The organism is Goekera deserti, assembly GCF_010685995.1.
Classification (GTDB): domain Bacteria; phylum Actinomycetota; class Actinomycetes; order Mycobacteriales; family Geodermatophilaceae; genus Goekera; species Goekera deserti.
Genome location: NZ_JAAGWK010000031.1, coordinates 19,607 through 46,243, shown reverse-complemented (window position 1 = coordinate 46,243; position 26,637 = coordinate 19,607). Strand labels below are relative to the sequence as shown.

The 26,637-nt window shown below is 76.0% G+C and carries 29 protein-coding genes and 1 riboswitch; of the genes, 13 read left to right on the top strand and 16 right to left on the bottom strand.

The features are described 5' to 3' along the window. Positions 1 to 17 precede the first annotated feature (17 nt). Positions 18 to 1,574: a cytochrome ubiquinol oxidase subunit I gene (locus G1H19_RS19855; RefSeq protein WP_162392315.1), complete on the bottom strand. Its 1,557-nt coding sequence runs from the start codon at positions 1,572 to 1,574 to the stop codon at positions 18 to 20. Between the two features lie 145 nt (positions 1,575 to 1,719). On the opposite strand from G1H19_RS19855, the gene G1H19_RS19850 reads away from it, so the two are divergent. The 4 genes from G1H19_RS19850 to G1H19_RS19835 all read left to right on the top strand — a co-directional run bounded on the left by G1H19_RS19850 (position 1,720) and on the right by G1H19_RS19835 (position 4,480). Then, entirely contained in the window at positions 1,720 to 2,103 is a 384-nt protein-coding gene (locus G1H19_RS19850) for a BlaI/MecI/CopY family transcriptional regulator (protein WP_152727482.1), read from the top strand. Positions 2,104 to 2,107: 4 nt separating this feature from the next. After that, positions 2,108 to 3,073 (top strand): M56 family metallopeptidase, encoded by a 966-nt coding sequence (locus tag G1H19_RS19845; protein WP_162392314.1) that lies wholly within the window; start codon positions 2,108 to 2,110, stop codon positions 3,071 to 3,073. 61 nt (positions 3,074 to 3,134) lie between these two features. After that, entirely contained in the window at positions 3,135 to 4,139 is a 1,005-nt protein-coding gene (locus tag G1H19_RS19840) for an SDR family oxidoreductase (protein ID WP_152727483.1), read from the top strand. A 23-nt stretch (positions 4,140 to 4,162) separates the two neighbouring features. Then, positions 4,163 to 4,480 (top strand): hypothetical protein, encoded by a 318-nt coding sequence (locus G1H19_RS19835; protein ID WP_152727484.1) that lies wholly within the window; start codon positions 4,163 to 4,165, stop codon positions 4,478 to 4,480. Between the two features lie 226 nt (positions 4,481 to 4,706). On the opposite strand, the gene G1H19_RS19830 is transcribed toward G1H19_RS19835, so the two are convergent. The 4 genes from G1H19_RS19830 to G1H19_RS19815 form a co-directional block, all read right to left on the bottom strand. Beyond that, the gene (locus tag G1H19_RS19830) at positions 4,707 to 6,044 is read right to left on the bottom strand and encodes a hypothetical protein (protein WP_152727485.1); all 1,338 of its coding nucleotides are present in this window, start codon (positions 6,042 to 6,044) and stop codon (positions 4,707 to 4,709) included. Further along, positions 6,041 to 6,721, bottom strand: coding sequence for an ABC transporter ATP-binding protein (locus tag G1H19_RS19825; RefSeq protein WP_152727486.1), 681 nt, complete (start codon positions 6,719 to 6,721; stop codon positions 6,041 to 6,043). The genes G1H19_RS19830 and G1H19_RS19825 overlap by 4 nt, the downstream gene beginning before the upstream one ends. Then, positions 6,718 to 7,257: a PadR family transcriptional regulator gene (locus G1H19_RS19820; RefSeq protein WP_152727487.1), complete on the bottom strand. Its 540-nt coding sequence runs from the start codon at positions 7,255 to 7,257 to the stop codon at positions 6,718 to 6,720. The genes G1H19_RS19825 and G1H19_RS19820 overlap by 4 nt, the downstream gene beginning before the upstream one ends. Positions 7,258 to 7,375: 118 nt before the next feature. Then, the gene (locus G1H19_RS19815) at positions 7,376 to 9,010 is read right to left on the bottom strand and encodes a Na+/H+ antiporter (RefSeq protein ID WP_152727488.1); all 1,635 of its coding nucleotides are present in this window, start codon (positions 9,008 to 9,010) and stop codon (positions 7,376 to 7,378) included. 304 nt (positions 9,011 to 9,314) lie between these two features. Here G1H19_RS19815 and G1H19_RS19810 point away from each other — a divergent pair, with 304 nt between their 5' ends. Next, entirely contained in the window at positions 9,315 to 9,989 is a 675-nt protein-coding gene (locus G1H19_RS19810; protein ID WP_152727489.1) for a LuxR family transcriptional regulator, read from the top strand. 10 nt (positions 9,990 to 9,999) lie between these two features. Here G1H19_RS19810 and G1H19_RS19805 read toward each other — a convergent pair whose 3' ends face one another. The 4 genes from G1H19_RS19805 to G1H19_RS19790 are packed head-to-tail and all read right to left on the bottom strand — an operon-like array spanning position 10,000 to position 12,699. Continuing rightward, positions 10,000 to 10,860: an energy-coupling factor ABC transporter ATP-binding protein gene (locus tag G1H19_RS19805; protein ID WP_152727490.1), complete on the bottom strand. Its 861-nt coding sequence runs from the start codon at positions 10,858 to 10,860 to the stop codon at positions 10,000 to 10,002. Beyond that, complete coding sequence (gene cbiQ / locus G1H19_RS19800) at positions 10,857 to 11,603, bottom strand: cobalt ECF transporter T component CbiQ (protein ID WP_162392313.1); 747 nt, start codon at positions 11,601 to 11,603, stop codon at positions 10,857 to 10,859. Before cbiQ ends, G1H19_RS19805 begins: the two co-directional genes overlap by 4 nt. Then, on the bottom strand, positions 11,600 to 11,950 hold the full coding sequence (locus G1H19_RS19795; protein ID WP_162392312.1) for an energy-coupling factor ABC transporter substrate-binding protein: 351 nt from the start codon (positions 11,948 to 11,950) through the stop codon (positions 11,600 to 11,602). The genes cbiQ and G1H19_RS19795 overlap by 4 nt, the downstream gene beginning before the upstream one ends. Continuing rightward, positions 11,947 to 12,699, bottom strand: a complete 753-nt coding sequence (locus G1H19_RS19790) for an energy-coupling factor ABC transporter permease (protein WP_162392311.1) — start codon at positions 12,697 to 12,699, stop codon at positions 11,947 to 11,949. The genes G1H19_RS19795 and G1H19_RS19790 overlap by 4 nt, the downstream gene beginning before the upstream one ends. 123 nt (positions 12,700 to 12,822) lie before the next feature. After that, a riboswitch (cobalamin riboswitch) is annotated at positions 12,823 to 12,949 on the bottom strand. Between the two features lie 180 nt (positions 12,950 to 13,129). Between G1H19_RS19790 and G1H19_RS19785 the strand changes: the two genes are divergently transcribed. Next, positions 13,130 to 14,218 carry a PP2C family protein-serine/threonine phosphatase gene (locus tag G1H19_RS19785; protein ID WP_235927917.1) on the top strand — a complete coding sequence of 363 codons (1,089 nt, stop codon included), beginning with the start codon at positions 13,130 to 13,132 and terminating at the stop codon, positions 14,216 to 14,218. A gap of 4 nt (positions 14,219 to 14,222) precedes the next feature. Here G1H19_RS19785 and G1H19_RS19780 read toward each other — a convergent pair whose 3' ends face one another. After that, on the bottom strand, positions 14,223 to 14,594 hold the full coding sequence (locus G1H19_RS19780; protein ID WP_152727491.1) for a MerR family transcriptional regulator: 372 nt from the start codon (positions 14,592 to 14,594) through the stop codon (positions 14,223 to 14,225). Between the two features lie 81 nt (positions 14,595 to 14,675). Further along, a complete protein-coding gene (locus G1H19_RS19775; RefSeq protein WP_152727949.1) occupies positions 14,676 to 15,167 on the bottom strand; it encodes an Hsp20/alpha crystallin family protein in 492 nt (163 codons plus the stop codon). 232 nt (positions 15,168 to 15,399) lie between these two features. Here G1H19_RS19775 and G1H19_RS19770 point away from each other — a divergent pair, with 232 nt between their 5' ends. The 7 genes from G1H19_RS19770 to G1H19_RS19740 all read left to right on the top strand — a co-directional run bounded on the left by G1H19_RS19770 (position 15,400) and on the right by G1H19_RS19740 (position 21,585). After that, complete coding sequence (locus G1H19_RS19770; protein ID WP_152727492.1) at positions 15,400 to 15,702, top strand: hypothetical protein; 303 nt, start codon at positions 15,400 to 15,402, stop codon at positions 15,700 to 15,702. Positions 15,703 to 16,432: 730 nt separating this feature from the next. Then, positions 16,433 to 17,689: a M20 metallopeptidase family protein gene (locus tag G1H19_RS19765; RefSeq protein ID WP_202925757.1), complete on the top strand. Its 1,257-nt coding sequence runs from the start codon at positions 16,433 to 16,435 to the stop codon at positions 17,687 to 17,689. Between the two features lie 90 nt (positions 17,690 to 17,779). After that, positions 17,780 to 19,117 (top strand): YibE/F family protein, encoded by a 1,338-nt coding sequence (locus G1H19_RS19760; protein ID WP_235927916.1) that lies wholly within the window; start codon positions 17,780 to 17,782, stop codon positions 19,115 to 19,117. Continuing rightward, positions 19,114 to 19,788 carry a class I SAM-dependent methyltransferase gene (locus G1H19_RS19755; protein WP_235927915.1) on the top strand — a complete coding sequence of 225 codons (675 nt, stop codon included), beginning with the start codon at positions 19,114 to 19,116 and terminating at the stop codon, positions 19,786 to 19,788. The genes G1H19_RS19760 and G1H19_RS19755 overlap by 4 nt, the downstream gene beginning before the upstream one ends. Then, on the top strand, positions 19,778 to 20,146 hold the full coding sequence (locus G1H19_RS19750; RefSeq protein WP_235927914.1) for a TraR/DksA family transcriptional regulator: 369 nt from the start codon (positions 19,778 to 19,780) through the stop codon (positions 20,144 to 20,146). The genes G1H19_RS19755 and G1H19_RS19750 overlap by 11 nt, the downstream gene beginning before the upstream one ends. 72 nt (positions 20,147 to 20,218) lie before the next feature. Beyond that, complete coding sequence (gene pip / locus G1H19_RS19745) at positions 20,219 to 21,205, top strand: prolyl aminopeptidase (protein WP_162392310.1); 987 nt, start codon at positions 20,219 to 20,221, stop codon at positions 21,203 to 21,205. Then, on the top strand, positions 21,202 to 21,585 hold the full coding sequence (locus G1H19_RS19740; RefSeq protein WP_162392309.1) for a VOC family protein: 384 nt from the start codon (positions 21,202 to 21,204) through the stop codon (positions 21,583 to 21,585). The genes pip and G1H19_RS19740 overlap by 4 nt, the downstream gene beginning before the upstream one ends. A gap of 21 nt (positions 21,586 to 21,606) precedes the next feature. Here G1H19_RS19740 and G1H19_RS19735 read toward each other — a convergent pair whose 3' ends face one another. The 5 genes from G1H19_RS19735 to G1H19_RS19715 form a co-directional block, all read right to left on the bottom strand. Next, complete coding sequence (locus tag G1H19_RS19735; protein ID WP_235927913.1) at positions 21,607 to 22,545, bottom strand: glycosyltransferase family 2 protein; 939 nt, start codon at positions 22,543 to 22,545, stop codon at positions 21,607 to 21,609. Further along, on the bottom strand, positions 22,542 to 23,390 hold the full coding sequence (locus G1H19_RS19730; RefSeq protein WP_202925755.1) for a glycosyltransferase family 2 protein: 849 nt from the start codon (positions 23,388 to 23,390) through the stop codon (positions 22,542 to 22,544). Before G1H19_RS19730 ends, G1H19_RS19735 begins: the two co-directional genes overlap by 4 nt. Before the next feature lie 108 nt (positions 23,391 to 23,498). Further along, positions 23,499 to 24,572 carry a glycoside hydrolase family 15 protein gene (locus G1H19_RS19725; protein ID WP_152727493.1) on the bottom strand — a complete coding sequence of 358 codons (1,074 nt, stop codon included), beginning with the start codon at positions 24,570 to 24,572 and terminating at the stop codon, positions 23,499 to 23,501. Beyond that, the gene (locus G1H19_RS19720) at positions 24,565 to 25,335 is read right to left on the bottom strand and encodes a class I SAM-dependent methyltransferase (RefSeq protein WP_162392308.1); all 771 of its coding nucleotides are present in this window, start codon (positions 25,333 to 25,335) and stop codon (positions 24,565 to 24,567) included. The genes G1H19_RS19725 and G1H19_RS19720 overlap by 8 nt, the downstream gene beginning before the upstream one ends. Next, on the bottom strand, positions 25,329 to 26,582 hold the full coding sequence (locus G1H19_RS19715; RefSeq protein ID WP_174278125.1) for a glycosyltransferase family 4 protein: 1,254 nt from the start codon (positions 26,580 to 26,582) through the stop codon (positions 25,329 to 25,331). Before G1H19_RS19715 ends, G1H19_RS19720 begins: the two co-directional genes overlap by 7 nt. Positions 26,583 to 26,637: the final 55 nt, after the last annotated feature.

The window sequence follows — 26,637 nt, the reverse complement described above, 5'->3', positions numbered from 1 at the left end:
GGAGGGCTCCTGGTCGGTCAGTGGGCGAACTGGAGGACGTCGTCGTCCACGTGCTCGGGCTCGACGTCCGGCGTGGGGTCGGTGGTGCTGGGCCCGCCACCGATGCCGGGGGTGGGCGTGGTGTCGCCGGTGGTGACCCCGCGGCGGACGAACCGCGTGATCAGGCCCAGCTCCACGACGGCCAGTGCCCCGTAGACGAGGGCCAGGGCGATCAGCGACGTCCAGACCTCGCCGGCGGTGATGCCGGGGGAGACGCCCTGGGCGGTGAAGAAGTACACCTGGTCGGCGACCGGCACGTCCGGGTTGGGGTAGACGACGAACGGCTGGCGGCCCATCTCGGTGAAGATCCAGCCCGAGGCATTGGCCACGAACGGCGCGGCGACGGCGGCGAGCGTGCCGTAGACGCCGATCCGGGAGGTCGGCACCCGGCCCTTGCGGGTCGACCAGAGGGCGTAGGCCGACACCGCCGCGGACACCGCGCCCATGATGATCATGAGCCGGAAGCCCCAGTAGGTGACCGCGAGCAGCGGGGTGTAGTCGATCGGCTCGCCGGCCTTGGCGCCGAACGACGGGTCGTCGGGGTAGGTCGCGCCGTAGGTCTCGGCGTACTGGGCCTGCAGCTCGTTGACCCCGGGGACGGCGGTGGAGAAGTCGCCGTGCGCCAGGAAGGACAGCACGTAGGGGATGGTGAAGGACCGGACGTCGTCGCACTCGTTGCTGCCGAGCTTGCTGAAGGCGAAGATCGAGAAGGACGCCGGCGCCTCGGTCTCGCACAGCGCCTCGGCCGAGCTCATCTTGAGCGGCTGCTGGGCGTACATCAGCTTGCCCTGGTAGTCGCCGGTCAGGGCGACGAGCAGGAACGCGGCGAGGGTGACGAACCCGCCCAGCCGGACCGAGCGGCGCCACACGGCGTGGTCCACGTCGGTGGTCGGGCGGCCGGCGAGCACCCGCTTGCGCAGGTGCCACAGGCCGATGCCGACCAGCAGCGTGCCGGCCACCATGAGCGAGGCGACGATCGTGTGCGTGTAGGCGGCGATGGCGGTGTTGTTGGTCAGCACGGCCCAGAAGTCGACCTGGAGCGGGCGGCCGGTCGCGTCGTCGGTGACCACGCCCACCGGGTGCTGCATCCAGCTGTTGGCCGCGATGATGAAGTACGCCGAGACGGTGGAGCCGATGACCGCCGCCCACAGCGATGCCAGGTGCAGCTTCTTGGGGATGCGTCCCCAGCCGAAGATCCACAGGCCGAGGAACGTCGACTCGAGGAAGAAGGCCAGCAGCGCCTCCATGGCCAGCAGCGAGCCGAAGACGTCCCCGACGAACTTCGAGTACTCGCTCCAGGCGAGGCCGAACTGGAACTCCTGCACCAGCCCGGTGGCCACGCCGAGGGCGAAGTTGATCAGGAAGATGCGGCCCCAGAAGCGGGTCATCCGCAGCCACTCCGGCTTGTCGGTGCGCACCCACATGGTGTGCATGACGGCCACGAGCAGCCCCAGCCCGATCGTCAGCGGGACCATCAGGAAGTGGTAGACGGTGGTGATGCCGAACTGCCACCGGGCGATGTCGAGCGTGTCCACCGTGGGTCCCCCCAGTCGTCGTACGATCGCTGCACCTACAGTTCTACGCTCAGTAGAACTACATTTCTACGACACGTAGAACACAGGCCGTGTGACTTCTACGTCAGGTAGAACTGGTGGGACGGATCGACGGAGGGCAGGGACGATGGCCTCGCTGGGGGAGCTCGAGCGCGTGTTCATGGACCGGCTGTGGGCGGCCGGCGCGCCGGTGACGGCGGCCGCGCTGCGGGACGAGCTGGCCGACCGCGGGCTGGCCCTCACCACCGTGCACACGGTGCTCGGCCGGCTGGAGCAGAAGGGCTTCGTGGAGCACGACGACGCCCGCCCGCGCGGGTTCCGCGCCCGGGCCACCCGGGAGGAGCACACCGCCCAGCTCATGCACGAGGTGCTGGGTCAGGCCGGCGACCGGCAGGCGGCGCTGGCCCGGTTCGTGGGCTCGGTCAGTGCCGGGGAGGCCAGCCTGCTGCGCCGGCTGCTGGGCGGGGCGAGCCCCGACCCGCTCCCGGACGACGCCGACCGCGCCGGCTGAGGCGGTGCTGCCCGCGTCGGCCCTGGTGCTGGCGGTGCTCGCCGCGCTGCTGGCCTGGCCCGTGCCGGCCGCGCTCGCCCGGTCGTCCTGGCCGCGGCGCGACCCGCTGGTCGCACTGCTCTGCTGGCAGGCGATCGGCCTGGCCGGTGGGCTGTCGATCATCGGCGCGCTGCTGGTGCACGGCCTGGCCCCGTGGGGCACGTCGCTGCCGGCGGCGGTCTGGGCGTTCTGGACCGGGGCGCCGGCCGGCGAGGCGGTGCGCGGCGACCACTGGATCGCCATGACGCTGGCCGGGGTGCTGTTCCTGGAGCTGACCGGGGTGCTGCTGCTCTCGCTGGTGCACACCGCGCGTACCCGCACCCGGCACCGGCAGCTGCTCGAGCTGATCGTGCAGCCCGGCGCGGGCCTGCCCGGCTGTGCGGCGTCCGAGCGCGGCGCCCCGGAGGCCCGGCTGCTGGAACACCCGGCGCCGGTGGCGTTCTGCATCCCCGGTGCCCGCCCGCTGCTGGTGCTCTCCTCGGGCATGGTGGCCGAGCTGGACGACGCGCAGCTGGGCGCCGTCGTCGCGCACGAGCAGGCGCACCTGGACGAGCGGCACCACTTGCTGCTGCTGCCCTTCGTCGCCTGGCGGGCCGCGCTGCCGGTGCTGCCCGCCGCGGACCGGGCCCACGACGCCGTCCGCGACCTGGTGGAGATGCGCGCCGACGACGTCGCGCTGCGCTCGGTGCCCGGCCCGTGCCCGCGGCGGGTGCTGGCCGCGGCGATCGTGGCCGCCGCCGGCGGCGCGTCCGGCCACGGTCTGGTGCCCGGCGGCGCGCTGGCGGTCACCGGGGGTGTGGTCTCGGCCCGGGTGGCCCGGCTGCTGGAGCCGCCCCCGCCGCTCGGTGCCACCGGCCGGGCGACCGCGCTGGCCTGCGCGGTCGCGCTGCTGCTGCTGCCGGCCCTGCTGCTGCTCGTCCCGGCCCTCTGACGGGCGGGGTGCCGGCCGGTGGGGGACAGTCGACGTCGTCGTCGACAGCGGGGGAGCCGTGATGAGCAGGACCGTGGTGGTCACCGGTGCCAGCGGTGGGATCGGGCGGGCGACGGCCGTCGCGTTCGCCCGGCGGGGTGACCGGGTGGCGCTGCTCGCCCGCGGCGTGACCGGCCTGGAGGCCGCGGCCGCCGACGTGCGGGCCGCCGGTGGCATCCCGCTGGTGGTGCCGGTCGACATGGCCGACGCCGAGGCCGTGGAGGCCGCAGCCGAACGGGTGGAGGCCGAGCTGGGCCCGATCGACGTGTGGTGCAACGTGGCGTTCAGCTCGGTGTTCGCGCCGTTCGCCGACCTCACCGCGGCCGAGTACCGCCGGGTCACCGAGGTGACCTACCTGGGCTTCGTGCACGGGACGATGGCGGCGCTGTCCCGGATGCGCCCCCGGGACGCCGGGGTGGTCGTGCAGACCGGCTCGGCGCTGGGCCGGCGGGGCATCCCGCTGCAGAGCGCGTACTGCGGCGCCAAGCACGCGGTCAAGGGCTTCACCGAGGCGGTGCACACCGAGCTGCGGGCCGCCGGCAGCAACGTGGCGATCACCCGGGTGGACCTGCCGGGCGTCAACACCCCGCAGTTCGACTGGCTGCGCAACAAGACGGGCAGGAAGCCCCAGCCGGTCGCGCCGATCTACGCCCCGGAGCTGATGGCCGACTGCCTGGTGCACGCCAGCGAGCACCCGCGCCGCCGCGCCTGGTGGGTCGGCGTGCCGACGGTGTACACGGTGCTCGGCGCTGAGGTGTGGCCGCAGTTCATGGACTGGTACCTGGCCCGCACCGGGGTCGACGGGCAGCTCACCGACGAGCCCGCCTCGGACGACGCCGCGACCGCCGGCAACCTGGACGCCCCGGCCGACGGGCCCGCCGGGCGCGACTACGGCGCCGAGGGCCGCTTCGCCGACCAGCAGTGGAGCTGGGACGCCCAGATCTGGGCCAGCCGCCACCACGGCCTGCTCGCCGCCGCGGCCGCCGGCGCGGTCGGTGGGCTGGCCGCCCTCCGGCGACGTCGGTGACCGGGCCGGGAGCGCGCCGGGCGGTGTCGCTCGTCGGCGCCGCCTGGGGAGGGGTGCTGCTGCTGCGCCCGGCGCGAGTCGTGCGCGCCGTCGCCCCCGGCGAGCCGGGTGTGCCCCCGGCGGTGGTCCGGGTGCTCGGTGCCCGGCTCCTCGCCCAGCACGCCCTGCTGCTGGCCCGGCCGCTGCCGGGGGCGGTGCGGGCCGGCGTCGTGCTCGACGTCCTGCACCTGGCCAGCATGCTGCCCGCCGCGCTGGTCTGGCCCCGGCACCGGCGGGCCGCGCTGGCCAGTGCGGTGTCGACGGCGGTCCTGGCGAGCGCCGGGGCGGCGGTCGCCGGCTGATCAGCGGGTAGGCCGTGCTCCGGTCAGGTGTCCCGGCCAGGTGGCTCGGCGCGCAGGGCCGACGCGCGGGCGCGGGCTGCCTGCCGCGCCAGGCGGACCGGACGGGAGCGTGGCGGGCGGGGCGTGCGCCAGGTCGCACGCGCCTCGTCGGCGAGCTGCCGTGCCGCGGTGACGGTGGCCGGCTCGGACGGCTGGGCCTGTCCCGGGTCCCGCCGGTCGGCGCGCATCAGGCCACCCGCAGCCACGACGGCGCCGCGGCCCGGGCGATCCGCGGCCGCAGCACCCGGAGCACCGCTGCGGTGATCGCCCGCGCCAGCAGCACCGACAGCCCGATGGTCAGCAGGGCGCCGGCCACCGCGGTCAGGCTCTGGTCGAGCAGGCCGTAGAGGCCACCCAGCGCGGTGCCGGCCACGAGCGGGCCGGTGGTGACCACGGCCAGCCGGCGCCGCTGCACCTGCTCCAGCACGGCGGGCTCCGCGCCGAGTGCCGCGGTCGAGGCGACCGCGCGGCTGGTGGTGACCAGGTCGTCGGTGGCGGCCAGCGCCATGGCGGTCATGGCGGCCAGCACGGCCAGCAGGGCGGCGGTGCAGGTGAGCACCAGAGCGGGCACGTTCTCGGCCAGCGAGAGGTCGGGCCCCAGCAGGGCCCCGGTCAGCGAGCCCGCCACCCCCAGGGTCAGGCCGGCCACGCAGGTGGTGCCCGCCGTGCGCCCGGCGGGCCCGGCCAGGGTGCGCAGGCCCCCGGCGGCGAGCACGTCGACCGCCGTCCCGGAGCGGGCCAGGCGGGTTGCTCGCGAGTTCACCCACAGGGCCCCGGTGGAGAGCAGGCCCAGGGCCAGGACGGTCAGTGCGACACAGTTCAGCGTGGTCTCGAGTGCGCGCTGGTCCAGGTCGCGGGGGGAGGTGACCACCGCGATGAAGGCGGCGACCCCAGCCGCCACGGTCAGCAGCCGTGGCCAGGCTCGCACCGGCCGCCGGGCCCGCGGTGTGGCCGCGTACGCCCCCGCCGCGCCGGCGACGAGCGCGGTGAGCACGACGACGACCAGCCAGGAGGCGGCGTCCCACGGCGACAGCCCGGGCAGCAGCCGCGCACTCGGCGGAGCGGCGACGTGCAGCAGAAGCCAGAGCAGCAGGTACACCGGGCCGGCCAGCAGCCCCCCGGCCACCCCGGCGACCGCGGGCTCCAGCACCGCCACCCGGCGCAGGTCGGCCGGACCCGCGCCGCTCAGCCGCAGCCCCTCGTGCACGGCCGCCCGCCGGGCGCTGCCGGTGGTCACCGCCTGCCAGGTGAGCGCGAGCGAGGGCAGCACCAGCAGCAGGATCCCGGTGAGCAGTCCCGGCCGCAGCCCCGCCTGCACCGCGAGCGCGGAGTACTCACCGGTCGAGAAAGACGTGTAGCTGCCGTCAGCCGCGTACTCGAAGGTCTGGCCGGGCACCCGCAGCACGCCGGCCGCGGTCATCAGCAGCCCGCCCCCAGTGGCGGCCCCACCGGCGACGAGCAGGGCGCGGGTGCGCCCGGCCGACGTCCGGGGCCGGGCGATCAGCCAGGCGGTCGAGGTCTTCACGAGAGGGCCACCTCGTGCTCGATCACACCGTCGCGCAGCCGGACCTCGCGGTCGGCCCGCGCGGCCACGGTGTTGTCGTGGGTGACCAGCAGCACCGACCCGCCGGCAGCCACGGTGGTGCTCACCATCAGCTCCAGCAGTGCCCGCCCCGACCGGGTGTCCAGGCTGGCGGTGGGCTCGTCGGCCAGCAGCAGGGCCGGGCCGTGCACCAGGGCCCGGGCGGCCGCGGCGAGCTGGGTCTGACCACCGGAGAGCTCCGCCGGCAGCGTCGCCGGGCCGACCGCGAGACCGACCCGGTCCAGCCAGCCCGCGGCCGCGGCCCGGGCGTCGGCCGGCGGGTGGCCCTCCAGCAGCAGCGGCAGCGCGACGTTGTCCAGCACCGGCAGGTCGGGCACCAGCTGGCCGAACTGCAGCACCAGGCCCACGGACCTGCGGCGCACCAGCGCCCGGGCGGTGTCGTCGGCACCGGAGAGGTCGGTGCCGGCGACGGTGACCCGACCACTCTGGGCGCGCAGCACGCCGGCGGCGATCAGCAGCAGCGTCGACTTGCCGCAGCCGCTGGGGCCGGTCACCGCCACGACCTCGCCCGGTGCCACGCTCAGGCTCACGTCGCGCAGGGCCTGGGTCCGGCCGTAGGAGTGGCTGACCCCGGACAGGGTGAGCGCGCTGCTGGTCATGAGCTGGTCCTCTCGGGCGTCGGGCGGGGGGACGGCGTGCGGAGCAGGTCGGTGGCCAGGTCCAGCCAGCGCAGGTCGGCGTCCAGGTGGGCCACCAGGTGCTCGCGCACCAGCCGCTCGGCCGGCCCGGCGCCGGCCGGCACCTGTCCCAGCTCGCGCATCCGGCGCAGGTGCGCGGTGCGCTGGCGGGCAACGTAGCCCTGGACGTCGATGCCGGTGTGCAGCGCGGCGATGGTCTTGCGGACGATCTCCTCGGCGCCGGTCCCGGTCGGGGGCGCGGGCTCGGCCAGCCAGGTGCGCAGGCGCTGCTCGCCCTCGGCGGTGAGGGCGTAGACGGTGCGCTCCGGGCCGCCGTCCACCCGGGTCTCGACCACCTCGGCCAGCCCGTCGCGCTGCAGCCGGGCCAGCGTCGCGTACACCTGCCCGAACGGCAGCGGCCGGCTGTCGGGGAACCACGCGTCGTGCTCCTGCTTGATGTCGTAGCCGTGCCGCGGGGCACCGGCCAGCAGGGCGAGGTGGAGCTCGGTCAACGACATGCCGACTGTCTACACGACGAGTACACACCAAGTGAATAGGCGCGCCGGCGAGTCCGTGAGAGAGGGGGACCGGGTCAGTACCGCCAGCCGTCCGGGCCGGCGTGCGGGGCGCGTGCGGTCACAGCCGACCCACCCAGGAGCTCGCCGTCGCAGCCTCCTCGTAGTCCAGCTCCTGCAGCACCGCCCGCATCACCTCGTCACTGACGTGGCCCTTGTCCCGTTCCTCCTTCAGCACCCGGCGCTGGGCCTGGAGGACCTCCTGCCGTGCCCGGCGGAACACCTGGGCCCGGCCGCGCGAGCGTGCGGCCTCGTCCTCCTCCGCGCGCACCGCCTGGGTGAGCATCCGGCTGCGGGCCTGCAGGGGGGCGCGGATCCGCCCGGCCACCTCGGCGGCCCGTTCCGCGCCCACCCGCTCGGCGAGCTCGGCCTCCAGCTCGGCGATCCGGATCAGCGCCGCGGCGGTGGCGCGTTCGGCCACGTGCGCCTCCGCCTCGGCGTCCCGGGCCGCCTGACCGGGGTCGCGCACGTCCAGCCGGTCGATCACCCAGGGCAGGGTCAGCCCCTGCAGCAGCAGGGTGCCGATGGTGACCGTGTAGGCCAGCAGCTGCAGCACGTCCCGTTCCGGGAAGCTCGCCGGCACCGCGGCCGCGGCAGCGAGCGTGACCACCCCGCGCATCCCGGTCCAGGACAGCACCGCCTGCTGCTGCCAGCTGGCCCGTGGTGGCCGGCTCCCGCGGCGCCGGGGCCACGGCCCCCGCCGCAGGGCCTGCATGCCGAACACGAACAGCGGCCGGACGACGACCGCGGTGGCCAGCACCGCCAGCGCGGCGCCGATCAGCGAGGCGTTGGAGCGCTCGGAGGCCTGCAGCGCCTCGGCGACCTGGCGCAGCTGCAGGCCGATCAGGGCGAACACCACCGCCTCGAGCAGCAGGTCCAGCGAGGCCCAGAGAGGCCGCTCCTGCAGCCGGCTGGCGTACCCGGCCTCCGGCGAGCGGTGCCCCAGGTACAGCCCCGCGGCGACGACGGCCAGCACGCCGGACCCGGACAGCTCCTCGGCCAGCAGGTAGGCCGCGAAGGGCACGAGCAGGCCGACGACCGACTCCACCACCGGGTCGTCCAGCCGCAGCCGCACCGCGTGCACCAGCACGCCGACGGCCAGCCCGGTGGCCACCCCGGCGACGACGGCCAGCGCGAAGGTGCGCCCGGCATCGGTCCAGTCCACCCCGAGACCGCCACCGGTGCCGGCACCGACCGCGGCCACCAGGGCCACCTTGTAGAAGGTCAGGGAGGCGGCGTCGTTGATCAGGCTCTCCCCGGACAGCACGGTCATCACCGGCCGGGGCAGGCCGAGCCGGCGCCCGATCGCCGCGGCGGACACCGCGTCCGGCGGCGCGACCACCGCGCCCAGCACGAGGGCCGCCGGCAGCGGGAGGCCGGGCACCACCCAGTGCGCCACCAGGGCCACCACGACGGCGGTGACCACCACCAGCACGACGCCCAGCTGCACGATCGGTGCGATCAGCGCCCGGAACCCGCGGTAGGACACCCCGAGCGCCGCGGAGTACAGCAGCGGCGGCAGCACGACGGCGAGCAGCAGCTCCCCGTCGATCTCCAGCTGCGGGACGCCGGGCAGGAAGCTGACCGCGAAGCCGACGAGCACCAGCAGCAGCGGGGCCTGGCGGCCGAGGCGGCGGGCCAGCGCGGCGACGGTCACCGCCCCCACCACCAGCGCCAGCACCTCGGGGCCGGTCATGGGTTCTCCTCGCCAGGGCGGCACCCCGTGGCCGGAGGCGCCTCGCCGGTCATGATGCCAAGCCGCGCGGGCCCGTCCCGGTGGGCCTCCGTCGGACGGGTGAGGCGACCTCCGGCGCGCTGGACGGGCAGGTCACGGTGCCGGGAGAGTGCAGGGCAGCTGGCCGCCCCGTTCCCCCCGTGCGGGGCGGCCAGCCCGCACGGTGCGTCGCCGCGCGGGTGCACGGGAGGCGCTGCTGCAGGCGCGGACCGTCGTACCCCGCGCGCACACTGACACGAGGACGAGGAACTGGAGGAGCGCAGGGATGAGCGGCCGTTCCGAGCACGCTGGCCACCGCGCCGAGCGCACCGTGCTGGTCGTCGACCTCGACGGTGAGTTCCTGCCGCCCCTGGCCACGCTGGAGGAGCTGCTCTGCGCGCTCGCCACCTGGGAGTCCGACGACGAGGAGGACCCGCCGCTGGAGCGCCAGCCGCTGCAGCTGCCCGCCCCGCTGGCCGGTCAGGTCGCCCTCGGCGCCGTGCAGCGGCTCATCGAGGCGCTCACGCCCACCCAGTCGCTGGGTCCCGAGCACGGCCGCCTGCTGGCCCCCGACGGCTCCCACGCGCGGGCGCCGCTCAGCGTGCTCGTGCTGCCGCTCGCCGACATCCGCACCCTCTCGCTCACCGCCCAGGCGCTGGGCAACCCCGGCCTGGACCGGGACGTCGCCGGCGTGGTCGACGGGTACGCGCACACCCTGAGCACCGACCCCCGGCACCCGGTGCACCGCACCGAGCTGGTCTCCCAGATCGCCCGGGTCGCAGGCCTGCTCGACCTGGCCGACACCGAGCAGACCCAGCTGCTCGTCGCCCGGCTCTCGGGCAACCCACCCGGCCGCGACCTCGCGCTCACCCGGGCCGAGGAAGCCGCCTACGACCACACCGCCGACCGGATGAACGCCATGTGGGGCCTCGGCTCCCCGGCGACCCGGATCTTCTACTGAGCCGAGTCTTCTACTGAGCCGAGGTCGGCAGCTGCGCGCCCACCGCGGTGGGCAGCGCGGCGAGCAGCCCGGGCACGTCCCGGGGCAGCGGGCCGGCGGGCAACAGGCCCAGCTCCTGCAGGCGTGCACCGAGGGTGAGCGTCCAGGGCCGGTCCAGCCGGGCCCGCGCGAGCAGCTCGTCGTCTCCGAGCACGTCGTCCGGGCGGCCCTGCACCACCTGCCCGCCGACGACGACGGCGACCTCGTCCGCCCAGGCCAGCGCCAGGTCGACGTCGTGGGTGCTCAGCACCACCGTGGAGCCCGAGGCGCCCAGCCGGGCCAGCGCGGCCAGCGCCTCGGTCACCGCCGTGGGGTCGAGTCCGGCGGTCGGCTCGTCCAGCAGCAGCACGCACGGGCGCATCGCCACCGCCCCGGCGATGGCCACCCGCTTGCGCTCGCCGAAGGACAGCTGGTGCGTGGGCCGGGACGCCAGCCCCCCGACGCCGAGCAGCTCCAGGGCCTCCGCGACGCGCTCGCGCACCGCAGGCTCCGGCAGCCCGAGGTTCAGCGGCCCGAACGACACGTCCTGGGCCACCGAGGCGCTGAACAGCTGGTCGTCCGGGTCCTGCAGCACCAGCTGCACCACCTGCCGGTGCGCCTGCAGGCCGCGCCGGGAGCGCGCCACGGCGACACCGTCGACGGTGACCTGCCCGCGTGCCGGCTCCAACGCGCCGGACAGGCAGCGCAGCAGCGTCGTCTTGCCCGAGCCGTTGGCGCCGAGCAGCGCCAGCCGGCGGCCTTCCGGGATGCTGAGCGAGGCGCCGTCCAGCACCCGGGTGCCCCGGGTGTAGCCGACGACCAGGCCGGTGGCGGCGAGGTGGTGGTGGCTCATCCGGCAGCACCCCCGACGGTCAGCGAGACGACGACGATCGCGGTCAGGCCGGTCACCGTGGCGGCGAGGAACCGCCGCGAGCTGGGCAGCACCTCGGGCAGCACCCGCAGGCCGTCGACCATGCCGCGGCCGGCCAGCCCGTCCTGCAGCCGCCGGGCACGGTCCCAGGAGCGGGTCAGCACCGCGGCGGCCAGCACGCCGGAGGAGCGGAACGAGCGGCGCACCGTGGAGTGGCCCATCCGGGCGGTCTGCGCCTCGCGGATGGTGTGCAGGCTCTCCAGCAGCACGAACAGCAGCCGGTAGGTCACCGAGGCGACCTCGACGACCGCGGCCGGCACCCGCAGCCGGCGCAGCGCGGGCAGCAGGTCCGACATCGGTGTCGTGGTGGCCAGCAGCAGCACCGCCGCACCGCCGGCCAGGGCGTGCCCGACGAGCGCGCCGGCCCGCTGTGCCGCGTCCGGCGCCCAGCCCGGCCCGCCGCCGAGCTGCACGACCGAGGTGAGCGCTCCGACGGCCACGAAGGCCAGCGGCAACCGCACCGCCCGGCCGAACGTGCGCGCCGGGACCCGCGCCGGCCCCAGGGCGAGGGCCACGGCGGTCAGCCCGACCAGCACGCTGCCCGGCCACACCGGCAGCAGCAGGGCGCACAGCACCAGCCCCAGGGAGAGCAGTGCCTTGTCACCGGGGGAGCGCGAGCGCCAGGCGCTGGCCCACGCGGCGTCGTCGACGGCCAGACCGGTCACCGGTGCCGGTCCTGCTCCTCGGGCGCGGTGCGGACCGGTGCGGTGGTGGGCGTCGCGGTGGCGTCCCGGGCGGCGCGCCGGCCCCGCAGCCGGCCGAGCACGTACCCGAGGACCCCGCCGCCGAGTGCCGCCTGCAGCGCGAACAGCCCCGACTCGACCTCGGTCGAGGAGGGGGAGAAGAACGGCTCGGTCCACGGCCGGTAGCCGGGGTCGGACTCCTCGATCGCGGCGGTGGCCTGGCTGTCGGTACCGGCGTAGCCGGCGTCACCGTCGAGCAGCAACGGGGCGGCGAACAGTGCGATCACCGCCAGCACCAGCAGGGCGGTGACCAGGTGGCGGCGGGTCACCGGTGCGCCCCGTCGCCGTCGTCCGTGGAGGGGGCGGCCGGGGAGGTGCCCGCGGGGGCCGGGGTGTCGGGCAGGACGTCGTCGGGCTCGGCGGGCAGCACGCCCAGGCGCACCAGCTCGGGCCGGGCGTTGCTGATCAGCGCCCGGAACAGCAGCACGCCGAGCAGCCCCTCGCCGATCGCCAGCGGGACCTGGGTGAGGGCGAAGACGCCGAGGAACTTGACCGCGGCGCCGGCGAAGCCGGTCTCGGCGTCCGGGAAGGCCAGGGCGAGCTGCAGCGACGTCGTGACGTAGGTGGCCAGGTCGGCCAGGGCCATGCCGGCGAAGACCGCCGCCAGCAGGTTGCCGGTCAGCGCGCGGGTCAGCCGGTAGGCGCCGTAGCCCACCCAGGGCCCGACCACGGCCATGGAGAAGGCGTTGGCGCCCAGCGTGGTGAGCCCGCCGTGGGCCAGCAGCAGCGCCTGGAACAGCAGCACCACCGTGCCGAGCAGCGCCATCACCGGGGGCCGGAACAGGATCGCCCCGGCCCCGGTCCCGGTCGGGTGCGAGGAGGACCCGGTGACCGAGGGCAGCTTGATCGCGCTCAGCACGAAGGTGAAGGCCCCGGCGGCCCCCAGCAGCAGCGTGGACTCCGGGTTGCGGCGCACCTCGGTGGCGACCGCGCGGGCGCCGTGCACCACGAACGGTGCGGCGGCGATCGTCCAGCCGACGGCGTGGGCCGGCGGCAGGAAGCCCTCAGCGATGTGCACGGGTGTCCGGCGGGGTGGTGCGGCCCGAGCTCGGTGGTAGGGCACGCGGCGGCAGGGCGATGGGTGGCACGGGGTCGTCCTCTCCCGGGTGTCCACGCCCGGAATCGCAGGGACGACGGCTGGAGTCTCCTGGCTCCCGGATCGACGCCCGTCCCCGACCTTCCCGGCCCCGGGGGGCCAGTGGTCGAGCGTGGGGACGGGCTCCCCGGTCACAGTGGCGGGACCGCGCCGGGTTCGCACCGGGCTTCCTCCACTGCCGTCGCAGTTCGGCCCCCATGAGACCACGGCACCGATCCCGGAGGAAGCGGACCCACGCGCGGGTACCGCGCGGCTCCGTCACGCCGGCGGCCGGTCTGGGAGCATGACCGCGGCCGGCGCGAGCACCGGCGCCGCTGGCGCCGCGGCCCCAGGGTGTCAGGAGGAGGCGTCGGTGGTCTGGTCCGTGCGCGCCCGGCACGCCCTGCCCCTCGGCGTGCTGGCCGCGGTCTCCGTGGTCGACGTCCTGCTCGGCCGCGAGCAGGTGGTGCTCGGCCTGCTGGTGATGGTCCCGCTGCTCGCCGCGCTGGTGCTCGGCCGGCGGCCCACCGCCGGCTACGCCGCGCTCGCGTTGCTGGCCACCCTGGCGCTGGGCGTCTACGACCGGCAGTACGGCGAGGACGCGATCGGCGGGCAACTGGTCCGGCTGGCCGGTCTCGCCGTCGCCGGCGCGGTCGCCGTGGGCGGGGCCACCGTGCGGCTCGCGCGCGAGCAGCAGCTGGCCCGAGCCAGCGTGCAGGCCGCCACCAGCCGGGCGGCGCTGACCCTCGCCGAGGCCCTGCAGCGCAGCCTGCTCACCGACCCGCCCGCGCTGGACCGGGTGCAGACCGCGGTGCGTTACCTGCCCGCCGCCCGGCACGCCCAGGTCGGCGGGGACTGGTACGACGCCTTCCCGCACGCCGACGGGGGCAGCGTGCTGGTCATCGGCGACGTCGCCGGCCACGACGCGCCGGCGGCGGCCATCATGGCCCAGGCGCGCGGCATGCTGCGCGGGGTCGCCCAGACGGTGCCCGGCTCGCCGTCCGGGGTGCTGACGGCGGTGGACCGGGCGTTCGGCACCCTGCAGATGACCACCCTGGTCACCGCCGTGGTCGCTGTGCTGGACACCGGGCCCCCCGCCGGGGGCGGCCCCGTGCGGTTGCGCTGGTCGAACGCCGGGCACCCACCGCCCGTGCTGGTCACCGCGGCCGGCCGGGCGGCGCTGCTGGGCAGCCCGCCGGAGCTGCTGCTCGGCCTGGACGCAGCGGCCCGCCGCACCGACCACGAGCTGCTGCTGCACCCCGGGGACACGTTGGTGCTCTACACCGACGGCCTGGTGGAGCGCCGCGACGTGCTGCTCGACGAGGGCACGGCGTGGCTGGTGGACCGGCTCCAGGGGAGTGCGGCTCTGGGGCTGGAGGCACTGTGCGACCGCGTCGTCCAGGGCATGGCCGGCCGGGGCGACGACGACGTCGCGGTGCTCGCCGTGCGCGTGCACCGCTGAGCGGTCACCCGGCGGAGCCCTGCTGGTCGCGCAGCTCACGGCGAACGTCGTCCCGCTCGGTGCGCAGCCGGTCGGCGGCGTCCTCCAACCGGGAGACGTCGGCCCGGGCCTCGGCGAGGTCGTCCTCCAGCCGGACGATCGCCTCGGCGGAGGCGAGCAGGTGGCCCTCGTCGAGCAGCCCGCGCATGCGGGCGGCCAGGCGCAGCTGGTGGCGGGAGTAGCGCCGGTGACCGCCGGTCGAGCGGTGCGGGTGCAGGGTGCCGGCGGCGTCGAGGCTGCGGAGGAAGGCGGCCTGGACGCCGAGCAGCGACGCGGCCTGGCTCATCGTCAGCGCCGGGAAGTCCGGGTCGTCGAGCCGGTCCAGGGGGTCGCTCATCGGGTCTCCTCTGCTCGCGCGTGAACGGCAGGAGGGGCGCCGACCGGGTGGTCGGCGCCCCTCCTGGGGACGCGCCCGGGCTCAGCCCTGCGCGGCCGCGTCCTCCCGGACGGAGCCCTCGATGCTGTGCGGTGCCACGTCGACCGGGCTGTCGGCGCGGGTCACCTCGATCTTGCGGGCCCGGGCCTTCTCGGTGACCGGGATGCTCACCGTGAGCACACCGTCGTGGTAGCTGGCCTCCAGCCGGTCGGTGTCCAGGCTGCGCCCCAGCACCAGCTGCCGGGTGTAGCTGCCGAACGGGCGCTCGGCGACCGACCACTCGGCGCCCTCGATCCGGGGCACGGAACGCTCGGCGCTGATGGTGAGCGTGGTGCCCTCGACGGTCAGGTCGATCGAGCCGGGGTCGACACCGGGCAGGTCGAAGTGGGCGACGAAGTGGTCACCCACCCGGTAGGCGTCCATCGGCATCCCGGCCAGCGGGCGGGCCGTGGTGGTGCCGGCCCGACCGGCCAGCTGGTCGAGCGCGCGGAAGGCGGCGGACGTCGCGGAGAAGGGGTCGTAGGCGGTCAGCATCACGGCTGAGCTCCTTCGGGTCGTGCACGGATCGTCGTGCTCCTGCTGTTCCGTTACCGCTGAACCTCCAGCGGTGACTGCAGAATAACTCCGCTCGGCAGTGCCGCGCAAGTGCTCTGGTCGCTGAACGTCGGTGGCGTCCCGGGCCGGTGTCGCGGCGGGATCCACCCCTCGGAGGGATCGAGGAGTCCGCCGGGGATCCGTTGTCTGTGATGTGACCCACCATCCACGCATGAGCAACCTGCACAACGGTGTGCCGGCGTTCGCACTCGCCGCCGGTGAGGCCACCGCCCTCGGGGCGATGGTCCTGGTGGTCGGTGCCGCCTCGGCGGTGGCCGTCGGATCCGCGACCTACCTCGTCGTCGGCGCGCTGACGGGCGGGCGTGCCTTCCTGCGCGGGGTGCCCGTGGAGATCGGCTTCCTGCTCGCCCGTCGCCCGCCCACCGTCGCCGCGGCGAGCGTGCCGCCGCCCGCCCTCACCGTGGTGCCGCCGCTGCCGGACGCCACCCCTGGGGACCTCGCCGTCGCCGGCTGACCTCCCGCCGGACCGCCGTCGCCGGCCTGCTGCGAGCCACCGTCGCCGACCCCCCGGTCGGCCGCCGGCAGTCGGGCCGGGCCCGGAGGCCGAGCTGTACGGCTCCCGGGCTGGACGGCTCCTCCGCCCGGCAGGGCGTCGTCCCGACCGTGGCCCGCGCCGCCGGCACCGAGACCTGACCGACCTCTTCCACCCCGCGGTCACCGCGCCCCCACCCGCTGACCCACGGGCCGGTCCGAGCCGTGCTCGGTCAGCCCGGAACCCACCGGGCCGGTCTCCCGGCGTCCGCGATCCCCGTCGAGCGGGTCCGCTGGGGGCGCAACGGCTGCGCCGGTGGCGAAAAGCGGTCGAGATCGTCGGACCCACCTGTGAGCCTGGTCGGACCGGACGGGGGTGGTCGTGTGCAGGCGGTGCACGGGCTGGAGCACGTGGTCGAGCGACATCAGCTCGAGATCAGGCAGCAGGTGGCGCAGTGCCGCCGGGTGGCGCCGCGGCGCGGACCGCGGCCCGGCACCCGGCGGGAGCGGTTGGGCTGGACGTTGGTCGAGTTCGGGCTCCGGCTCGCACTGCCCCCGGCTCGACAGGTGCCGGGGACGATCGGTGCCCGTCCCGGCTGACCGCGGGGCGGGCGCCGTCACGCGGCCGTCACGACCAGCGGACAGACTGTCCGGGTGCCCCGCATGGACCCGTCCCCGACGCCCGCCGCCGACCACCGCGACCCGGGTGCCGCGTGAGCGGCGAGGCCGGCGGCGTCGTCCCGCACGAGCCGAGCGCCGAGCTGCAGCGGTGGTTCGCGGTGCTGTCGGCGGCGGTCGCCGAGGAGCTGCCCGCGGCCGTGCAGCTGCGCCGGGCGCTGCACCGCGACCCCCGGGTCTCCGGCGACGAGGAGGACACCGCGGCCGCGGTCGTCGCGGCGCTCGGGGCGGGGGAGGGGCGCCGGGTCGCCGACACCGGCCGGCTGGTGCGGATCGGCACCGCCGTCGGCCCCACCGTCGCCCTGCGGGCCGAGCTGGACGGGCTCGCCGTGACCGAGCGGACCGGCGTGGACTGGGCCTCCACCTCCGGTGTCATGCACGCCTGCGGTCACGACCTGCACCTGGCCGGGCTGGTCGCCGTCTGCCGGGCCGTGGCGCGGGTGGGCGGACCGGCGCCGCTGCTGGCGCTGCTGCAGCCGCGTGAGGAGTCCGCGCCGTCCGGTGCCGCCGACGTCTCCGGCTCCGGCGCGCTCGAGCAGGAGCAGGTCGGTGCGGTGATCGCCGCGCACGTCCAGCCGCAGCTGCCCGACGGCATCGTCAACGCCACCCCCGGCCCGGTGAACGCGGCCACCGTCGAGTTCACGATCACGGTCACCGGGCGCGGCGGCCACGGCGGGTACCCGCACACCACCGTCGACCCGGTGCTCGCCCTGTGCGCGGTGGTGCTCAACCTGCAGCAGCTGGTCAGCCGCCGGGTCGACCCGACCGTCGGCGCGGTCCTCTCGGTCGCCCAGCTCGACGCCGGGTCGGCGTTCAACGTCGTCCCGGACACCGCCCGGGCCCGGGGCGGGCTGCGGGTGATGAGCACCGGGGACCACGACCGGTTGCTGCAGGCGCTGGTCGACGTCGCCGAGCACACCGCCGCCGCCTACGGCTGCACCGCCGAGGTCGAGGCGGACACCAACATGCCGGTGCTCGCCAACGACCCGGAGCTGGCCCGGGCCACGCTGCAGTGGCTGGCCCGGGAGGGCGCCGTCGTCGACGACGGCTTCCGGTCCTTCGGCGCCGACGACTTCGCGCACTTCTGCGCCGGACGGCGTGGGCTGATGATGTTCCTCGGCGTCGCCGGCGGGGAGCCGGACGCGGCGGGCAACCGGCCCGGCCTGCACGCCCCCGGCTTCCTGCCCGAGGACGACGTGGTGCGCCGGGTCGCCGAGGCGATGCTGGCCGGGTACCTCGCCGGTGCGGAGCTGCTCGGGCCGGTGGCGGCCCCGCCGGCGGCCGGGGGGTGAGCCGCGTCGTCGCCTGCGCGACCCGGCGTGCCGAGGTCCGCCGGGGCGGCGGTGCCGGAGCCGGCACCGGTCTCCGCCTAGCCTGACCGGGTGCCGGCCCACTCCCACAGCCACGGTCCCGACGAGGACGACGTCCCGGCCGCGCCCGCGGTGGTCGCCCGCCGGCGGCAGGCCGTGCGGCTGATGCTGATGCTGCTGGTGCCCATCGGCGTGGCCACGCTGGTGGGCCTGGTCCTGTTGTGGCCCGGCAGCGGGCCCTCGCCGGCCCAGCGCGCCGCGGACAGCTTCTTCCCGCCGGGCACCACCTACCCGACGGCGACCGTGCTGGACCTGACGACGTTCGACTGCTCGACGTCGGTGGGCGAGGAGCCGCTGCTGTGCGCGACCGCGCTGGTGCAGATCAGCACCGGGGTCTCCGCCGGCGACGACGTCAACGTCGAACTGACCGCCGACATCGTGTCCTCCGGCATCGAACCGGGCGACGGCCTGGTGCTGAGCCGTGACCCGGGCACCACCACCGGCCAGGTCAGCTACGCGTTCCAGGACTACGAGCGCAACGCCCCGATCATCCTGCTCACCGTGGTCTTCGCCCTCGTGGTCGGGCTGGTGGCCCGCTGGCGCGGGCTCAAGTCGCTGATCGGGCTGGTGTTCGCCTTCCTGGTGCTGGGTGTCTTCGTGCTGCCCGCGCTGCTGGCCGGTGAGTCCCCGATCCTGGTCAGCCTGGTCGGCTCCTCGGCGATCATGTTCGTGGCGCTGTACCTCGCCCACGGGTTCTCCGCCCGCACCACGACGGCGCTGCTGGGCACCCTGTTCGGACTGGCCCTGGTCGCGGTGCTGGGCGCCCTCGCGGTGGCGACCGCCCGGCTGACCGGCCTGACCAGCGAGGAGACGGTGCAGCTGCAGACCTACGACCCGACGCTGTCCTTCTCCGGCCTGGTGCTCGCCGGGATCGTGGTCGCCGGGCTGGGGGTGCTCAACGACGTGACCATCACCCAGGCGGCGTCGGTGTGGCAGCTGCACGAGGTGTCCCCGGAGCTGAGCTCCCGGCAGCTGTTCGCCCGGGGCATGCAGATCGGCCGGGACCACATCGCCTCCACCGTCTACACGATCGCCTTCGCCTACGCCGGCACCACGTTGCCGCTGCTGCTGCTGTTCGAGATCTACCAGCGCCCGTTCTGGACGACGCTCACCAGCTCGCAGGTCGCCGAGCCACTGCTCAGCGCGCTGGTCGGGTCGATCGCGCTGGTGCTCGCCACGCCGGTCACCACCGCGGTGGGCGCCTTCTTCGCCAAGGCGGCCGACGGGTCGGCTCCCGCCCCGCCCCGCCCACCGTCGCCGGACGCACCCCGCCCGGCGCGCCGCAGCGCCGTCGGGGACGCCTACCGCGACCCGACCCGCACGCCCACCACCCGGAGGAGCGACCTGTGACCGGACCCGCCGACCCCGACCGTCCCGACCCCGACCGTCCCGACCCCGACCGGCCCGGCCGGCTGCTCGCCGCCGCCGCCGCGGCCCCGGGGTTCATGCCCGACGACGAGGGTCACGCGCTGTACGAGGCGGCCCGTGCCGTCGCCGTGGACGGGCCGCTGCTGGAGGTGGGCAGCTGGATGGGCAAGTCGGCGCTGTACCTGGCCGCCGCCGCCGTCGAGCGTGGCCGGCAGGTGGTCACCGTCGACCACCACCGCGGCTCCGAGGAGCACCAGCCCGGGTGGGAGTACCACGACCCGTCGCTGGTCGACCCGCGTGTGGGCCGGGTCGACACCCTGCCCGGCTTCCGCGGCACCATCGCCACCGCCGGCGCCGAGGACGTCGTGGTCGCCGTCGTCACCCGGTCGGAGGTGCTGGCGCCGCTGTGGGCCACGCCGCTGGCGCTGCTGTTCCTGGACGGCAGCCACACCGAGGAGTCCGCCCGCCGGGACCAGGACGCCTGGGTCGGCAAGCTGGCCGTCGGCGGCACGCTGGCCGTGCACGACGTGTTCCCCGACCCGGCCGACGGCGGTCAGGCACCCTTCGGGGTGTACCAGCGGGTGCTCGCGTCGGGTGAGTTCACCGAGCTGCCCGGCACCGGGTCGCTGCGCGTGCTGCGCCGTGACCGGTGACCCGCTGCCGCCGCTGAGCCCGGCCGTGCCGGGAGAGGTCGAGCTGCAGGCCGTGCGCACCGCCACCCTGCGACAGATCGCGGCCCTGGAGGGCGAGATCGCCGAGGTGGTCGCCGCCTCCATGTCGTCCAACGCCGACGACGAGCACGACCCCGAGGGCGCCACGATCGCCTTCGAGCGCCAGCAGGCCGCGGCCCTGCTCGACCAGGCGCGCCGGCGGCTGGTCGAGGTGGACGAGGCGCTGGCCCGGGCCGCGGCCGGGGCGTACGGGCGGTGCGCCGAGTGCGGCGGGCCGATCGGCACCGAACGGCTGGCCGCCCGGCCGCACGCGCGCACCTGCGTCGCCTGCGCCCGCTGACCCCGGTCGGGGCCTCGTGCCGGTCGTGGCCCGGGCCGGCTCCACCCGGCCGGTGTCGGGCAGGATCGCGGGGTGAGCACCCTCCACCCGCTCCTGGAGCCGTACGACGACGGCATGCTCGACGTCGGCGACGGGCACCGCCTGTACTGGCAGGTCAGCGGCACCCCGGACGGCAAGCCGGCTGTCGTGCTGCACGGCGGGCCGGGTCAGGGCATCGCCCCCGGTCACCGCCGCCAGTTCGACCCCGCGCGCTACCGGGTCGTGCAGTTCGACCAGCGCAACTGCGGGCGCAGCACCCCCTCGGCCACCGAGCCCGAGGTCGACCTGACCGCCAACACCACCGCCCACCTGGTCGCCGACGTCGAGCGGTTGCGCGAGCACCTGGGCGTCGACCGGTGGCTGGTCTGGGGCGGCTCCTGGGGCGTGACCCTGGGCCTGGCCTACGCGCAGGCCCACCCGGGGCGGGTGACCGAGCTCGTGCTCGCCGCCGTCACCAGCGGCACCCGCCGGGAGACCGACTGGATCACCCGCGACATGGGCCGGGTCTTCCCCCGCGAGTGGGAACGCTTCCGGGACGGCGTCCCGGCCGGCGAGCGGGACGGCGACCTGAGCGCGGCCTACAGCCGGCTGCTGCACGCATCTGATCCCGCCGTGCGCGCCCGCGCCGCCCGGGACTGGTGCGACTGGGAGGACGCGCACGTCTCCCTCGCCCCGGACTGGGCACCCCACCTGTCCACCGCCGACCCCGCCTTCCAGCTCCAGTTCGCCCGGCTGGTCACCCACTACTGGTCGCACGGCTGCTTCCTGGCGGACGGGGTCCTGCTCCGGGACGCCGGCCGGCTGGCCGGGATCCCGGCAGTGCTCGTGCACGGCCGCCTCGACGTCAGCGGACCGCTGGACACCGCCTGGCAGCTGCACCGGGCCTGGCCGGGCAGCGAACTGGTGGTGGTGGACGACGCCGGGCACGGGGGGAGCAGCATGAGCGAGGTGCTGGTGGCTGCGCTCGACCGCTTCGCCGCCCGCCGACCGTCCGCCCCCGACCCGAGGAGCCCGCTGTGAAGATCGCCATGACGAGCGTCTACGTCGACGACCAGGAGAAGGCGCTGCGCTTCTACACCGACGTGCTCGGGTTCGTGGCCCGCAACGACGTCCCGATGGGGCAGTACCGCTGGCTCACCGTGGTCTCGGCGGAGGACCCGCAGGGGGTGGAGCTGGTGCTGGAGCCGGACGCCCACCCGGCGGCCCGGCCGTTCAAGCAGGCCCTGGTGGCCGACGGCATCCCGTTCACCGCCTTCGCGGTCGCCGACGTCCGTGCCGAGGTGGAGCGGATCCGCGGCCTGGGCGCGGTGATCACCCAGGAGCCGATGGACATGGGGCCGGTCACCACCGCCGTCGTGGACGACACCTGCGGCAACCTGATCATGATCACCGGCAGCTGACCGCGCACACGGCCGGCGGGGTCAGCTGACGTAGCGGCGGGCGGTGGAGCTGCGCTGGGCGTGCTCCAGCGCGGCGAACCGGGCCTCGGCGTGCGGCGGCAGCACCCGGCGTTCCCGCAGCACCCACGGCAGCCCGCGCAGCGCGGCGAGCAGCCCGCGCGCGGTCACCCGGTCCCGCGGCACGGTGCGCAGCAGGTGCCAGGTGCGGCGCAGTGCCGGCCGCAGCGGGCGGCGCAGCCACGTCGTCCACAGCGTGTTGCGGATGCCGTCGGCGCGGCGGCGGTGCGGGTCCCGGGCGGTGCTGGCCTGGTGGTGCACGGTCAGTGCCTCCAGGTAGCACAGCTCCCAGCCGGCGGCGGCCAGGTCGCCGGCCATCAGCTCCTCCTCGCCGCCCAGCCACAGCCGCTCGGAGAAGCCGCCGACCGCGTCGAACGCCTCCCTGCGCAGCACGCTGGCTCCGGCCAGGAAGCTGCCCAGGGCCGGGCCGGGCAGCCACGCGGCGCCCCGGACCGGGGAGTCGCGCAGCTCGGCGACGATCGGGTCCTCCGTACCGCCGGGCTCCACGACGATCCGGGCGGTGAGCACGGCGAGCCGCGGGTGCGCGTCCAGGGTGTCCGCCGCCGCGCGCAGCGAGCCCGGCTCCCACCAGGTGTCGTCGTCGCAGAAGGCCACGTAGGGGGTGTCCAGCCGGGCCACGCCCAGGTTGCGACCCACCGCGCCCAGGTTCACCGGGGACGCGATGAGCTCGACCCACGGGTGCAGGGTGCGCACCGCCTCGGCGGTGCCGTCGGTCGAGCCGTTGTCCACCACGACGACGTGCGGCTGCTCGGGCAGCTCCCGCAGCCGGCGCAGGGCCAGCAGCAGCTCCTCGCGCCGCTGGTGGGTGATGACGACGACGGCGACCCGGGTGTCCGGGGCGTGGTCGGGCACGGCGGCCGGTTCGGCCAGCTGGCTGGTCACGACGCCAGCTCCCGGACGCCGCTCATCACGTCGGCGGGCAGGACCCGGCGCCGGCGCAGCGCCGCCGGCACCCGGGGCAGCGCACCGAGCAGGCCCCGGCGTCCCGGTGGCCCGGCCCGCAGCGCGTGCAGCACCTGATGGGCGACGTCGCGGGCGGGGTGGCGCATCAGGGCGGTGAGCACCCGGCTGCGCCAGATGCCGGCCTGCCGCCGCTCGGGTGACTCACGCCGCGGCGACGGGTGGTGGTGCACCGTCACCTCGTCGACGTAGGCCAGGCCCCAGCCGGCCGCCGCCAGGTCCAGGGCCACCCGCTCCTCCTCGCCGGGGAAGCGCACCACCGGGTCGAACCCGCCGACGGCGGTGAATGCCTCGGCCCGCACGAGGGCGCCGCAGGCCACGAAGCCGAGCAGCGACGGCCCGGGCAGGTCGGGCTCCTTGCCGAGCGGGCTGCCGGCCATCTCGGTGCACACCGGGTCGAGCTCGTCCTGCGGCCCGACCAGGATGCGGGCGGCCAGCAGGCCGAGCCGGGGGTGCGCGCGCATGATCTCCACCGCGCGCGCCAGGTGGCCGGCCGACCACCACGAGTCGTCGTCGGCGAAGGCCACGAACGCCGTGCCCGCCTGCGCGGCGCCGATCGTGCGCGCCAGCGCCCCGGTGTTGCGGGACAGCTCCAGCACCGTCACCTCGGGGTGCGCGGCCCGCACGGCCCGCACGGTGTCGTCGGTGGAGGCGTTGTCCACCAGCACGACCGGGGCCTCGTGACGGGGCAGGCTGGCCAGCAGGTCGTCTCGCCGGTTGCGGCTGGCGACCACGCAGGTCACGTCGGGTGCGGTCGAGGTCGTCACTGTCGGACGGTGCCCCCGACCGCGCTGCCGAAACCGCTCGTGATCACCGGTCCCGCCGACCGCCGGGCGCGGGCACCGGGAGCGCCCCCGAGCCGGTCGCGCCACCGGTCACCCGACCGGGCCGGCCCGGCGCCGGGCGGGCACCAGGTCGCCCGCCGGGTCGTCCAGGGCCGCGGGGTCGGCGAAGACCCCGGCGGCGGGGCCGGTGCCGGCGAGGGCGTCCACGGCCAGCACCACGGCCGCAGCCGTCCAGGTGGTGCGTTCCACGGGCCAGCGGGCGTCGTCGGCGTAGACCAGTCCGGTCCAGTAGGAGCCGTCGCCGTGCCGGAGGTGCTGCATGGCCGCCACCTGCTCGATCGCGGCGTCCCGCTGGCCGGCGACCACCAGCGCCATGGCCAGCTCGCAGGTCTCGGCCCCGGTCACCCACGGCCGGTCGGACACGCAGCGCGCCCCCAGCCCCGGGACGACGAAGGTGTCCCAGCCGTCGGCGAGCCGGGCCCGCGCGGCGTCCCCGGTGACCGCGCCCCCGAGCACCGGGTAGTACCAGTCCATCGAGTAGCGCGACCGGTCGGCGAACGCCTCCGGCGTGCTGCGCAGCGCGTGGCCCAGCGCGTCGGACACGGCACGCCATGCCGGTTGCGGCTCGCCGACCAGCCCGGCGAGCGCCGTGCCGCAGCGCAGCGCCTGGAACAGGCTGGCGCACCCGGTGAGCAGCGCGGTGTCGTCGGGGGTGCCGTCCGGGCGCAGGGCCCAGCTGATCGCACCGCTGGGCAGCGCCATGGAGGCGACCAGGTGCAGCGCGGCGCGCACCCGCGGCCACAGCTCGGCGACGAGCTCCTCGTCGCCGCTGCTGAGCCAGGAGTGCCACAGCCCCACCGCCAGGTACCCGGCGTGGTTGCTCTCCACCGCCGGTGCGCTCTCCACGCCGCCCCGGTACTCCGCCGCCCAGGACCCGTCGGGACGCTGCCGCTCGGCGAGCCAGCGGTAGGCGGCCGCGGCACGGTCGTGCCGCCCGCCGACGTCGAGGGCCATCGCCGCCTCGATCGAGTCCCAGACGTCGAGCTGGGCCCCGGCCGACCAGGGCAGCGCCCCGTCCGGGGCCTGCTCGGCGGCGATCGCGTCGACGGTGGCGGACAGCTGGCCGGCGGTCAGGACCCCGGGCAGCTCCGGCGCCTCAGGCATCGGCGGCGACGGGGGTGCGTCCGGCCCGGGCGAGCGGGGTGACCGTCGCCGGGGCGGGGGGCTTGTCGGCGTAGACCACCAGGCTCTTGCCGATCACCGGGTCCAGCAGCCGCTCGGCGGTGCGGGTCAGCCACGGCCGGTGGGTGAGGTCCCAGACCAGCAGCCGGTGGTAGGCCCGCACGGCGGCGTTGTCCCGCTCCACCCCGACGGCGCACTTGAGCCACCAGAACGGGGCGTGCAGGGCGTGCGCGTGGTGGCTGTCGCTCGGCACCAGCCCGGCCGTGGCCAGCCGCTCGCGCACCTCGGTGGCGCGGTAGATGCGGATGTGCCCGCCCTCGTTGGCGTGGTAGCTGTCCGACAGGGCCCAGCAGACCCGTTCCGGCCCGTAGCGCGGCACGCTGACCGCGACCCGGCCACCGGGCTTGAGCACCCGCTCGATCTCGGCCATCGCCCGCTGGTCGTCCGGGATGTGCTCGAGGACCTCCGAGGCGATGACCCGGTCGACGCTGGCGTCGGGCACCGGAAGGGCGAGCAGGTCACCGCGCACCACCCCGGCGCGCGCGCCGGCGGGAGCCTCGCCGGCCGCGCCGATCGCCCCCAGCCACGCCCACGTGGTGGCCACCTCGGCCTGCCCCCAGTCCAGGGCGATGACCGAGGCGCCGCGGCGGTAGGCCTCGAAGGCGTGCCGTCCCTCGCCGCAGCCCAGGTCGAGCACCGTCATGCCCGGTCCCAGGTCCAACAGGTCGTAGTCGATGGTCAGCACGGCCGCCCCTTCCGGTCGAGCACGTCGGTGTACCAGGCAGCGGTCTTCTCCGCGGTGGACCGCCAGGTGTAGGACTCCAGCACCCGGGACCGCCCGGCCCGGCCCAGCTGCGCCTGCAGCGCGGGGTGGTCCAGCACCAGCCGCAGCGCGCCGGCGAGCTGGTCGACGTCGCCGGCGGGGACCCGCACCCCGGCATGCGAGCCGACCACCTCGGGCAGGGCCCCGGCGTCGGTCGTGACCAGGGCCGTGGCGCAGGCCATCGCCTCGATCGCCGGCAGCGAGAAGCCCTCGTAGAGCGAGGGCACGGCGACGACCGCGGCCCGCTGCAGCAGCGAGACGATCTCCGACTGGGGCACCGGACCGGTGAACCGCACCGCGTCCGCCAGCCCGAGCCGGTCCAGCGCGGCCTGCGCGGGCCCACCGGGCCGGGCGGTGCCGACGACGGTGAGCCGGGCCTCGCGCTCGGTGCGGATCTTGGCCAACGCCTCCAGCAGGTGCACCAGCCCCTTGAGCGGGACGTCGGCGCTGGTGGTGACCACGATCGAGTCGGGGTCCCGCGGGGTGCCCTCCGGCGGCGGGGTGAACACGGCGGGGTCGATGCCCACCGGCACGATCTCCAGGTCCCGCGCCGGCACACCCAGGTGGGTCTCGATGTCGGCGGCCGAACTGGCGGAGACCGTGGTCAGCGCGTCCAGCCGGGGTGCCACCCGCGCCTGCATGCGGGTGAAGGCGTACCAGCGGCGCAGCGTCGCCCGCCGCCGCCAGCCCGCGGCCGCCGCGAGCTCGAGGTCGCGGTCGATGGCGACCGGGTGGTGCACGGTGGCCACCGTCGGCAGCCCGGCCCGCTGCAGCGCCAGCAGGCCGTAGCCCAGGCTCTGGTTGTCGTGCACCAGGTCGAACTCGGCCGCCCGCGGGCGCAGCAGCCGAGCGGCGCGCAGCGAGAACGTCAGTGGCTCGGGGAAGCCCGCGGTGCACATGGTCGCCCACTCCGCGACGTCGACCAGGTCCCGGAACTCCCGCAGGTGCGGTGTGCGGAACGGGTCGGGCTCGCGGTACAGGTCCAGGCTGGGCAGCCGGGTGGTGGGCACGCCGTCGGCCAGCTCCGGGTAGGGCTGCCCGCTGACGACCTCGACGCGGTGGCCCAGCTCCTGCAGCTCCCGGGACAGAGCGCTCACGTAGATGCCCTGACCGCCGCTGTGCGGCTTGCTCCGGTAGGACAGCAGTGCGATGCGCAGAGACCGTCCCATGGGCGGGACTGTAACGAGCCGCGGTCGACGCCCTGTCGACCGCCGGTGCATGGCA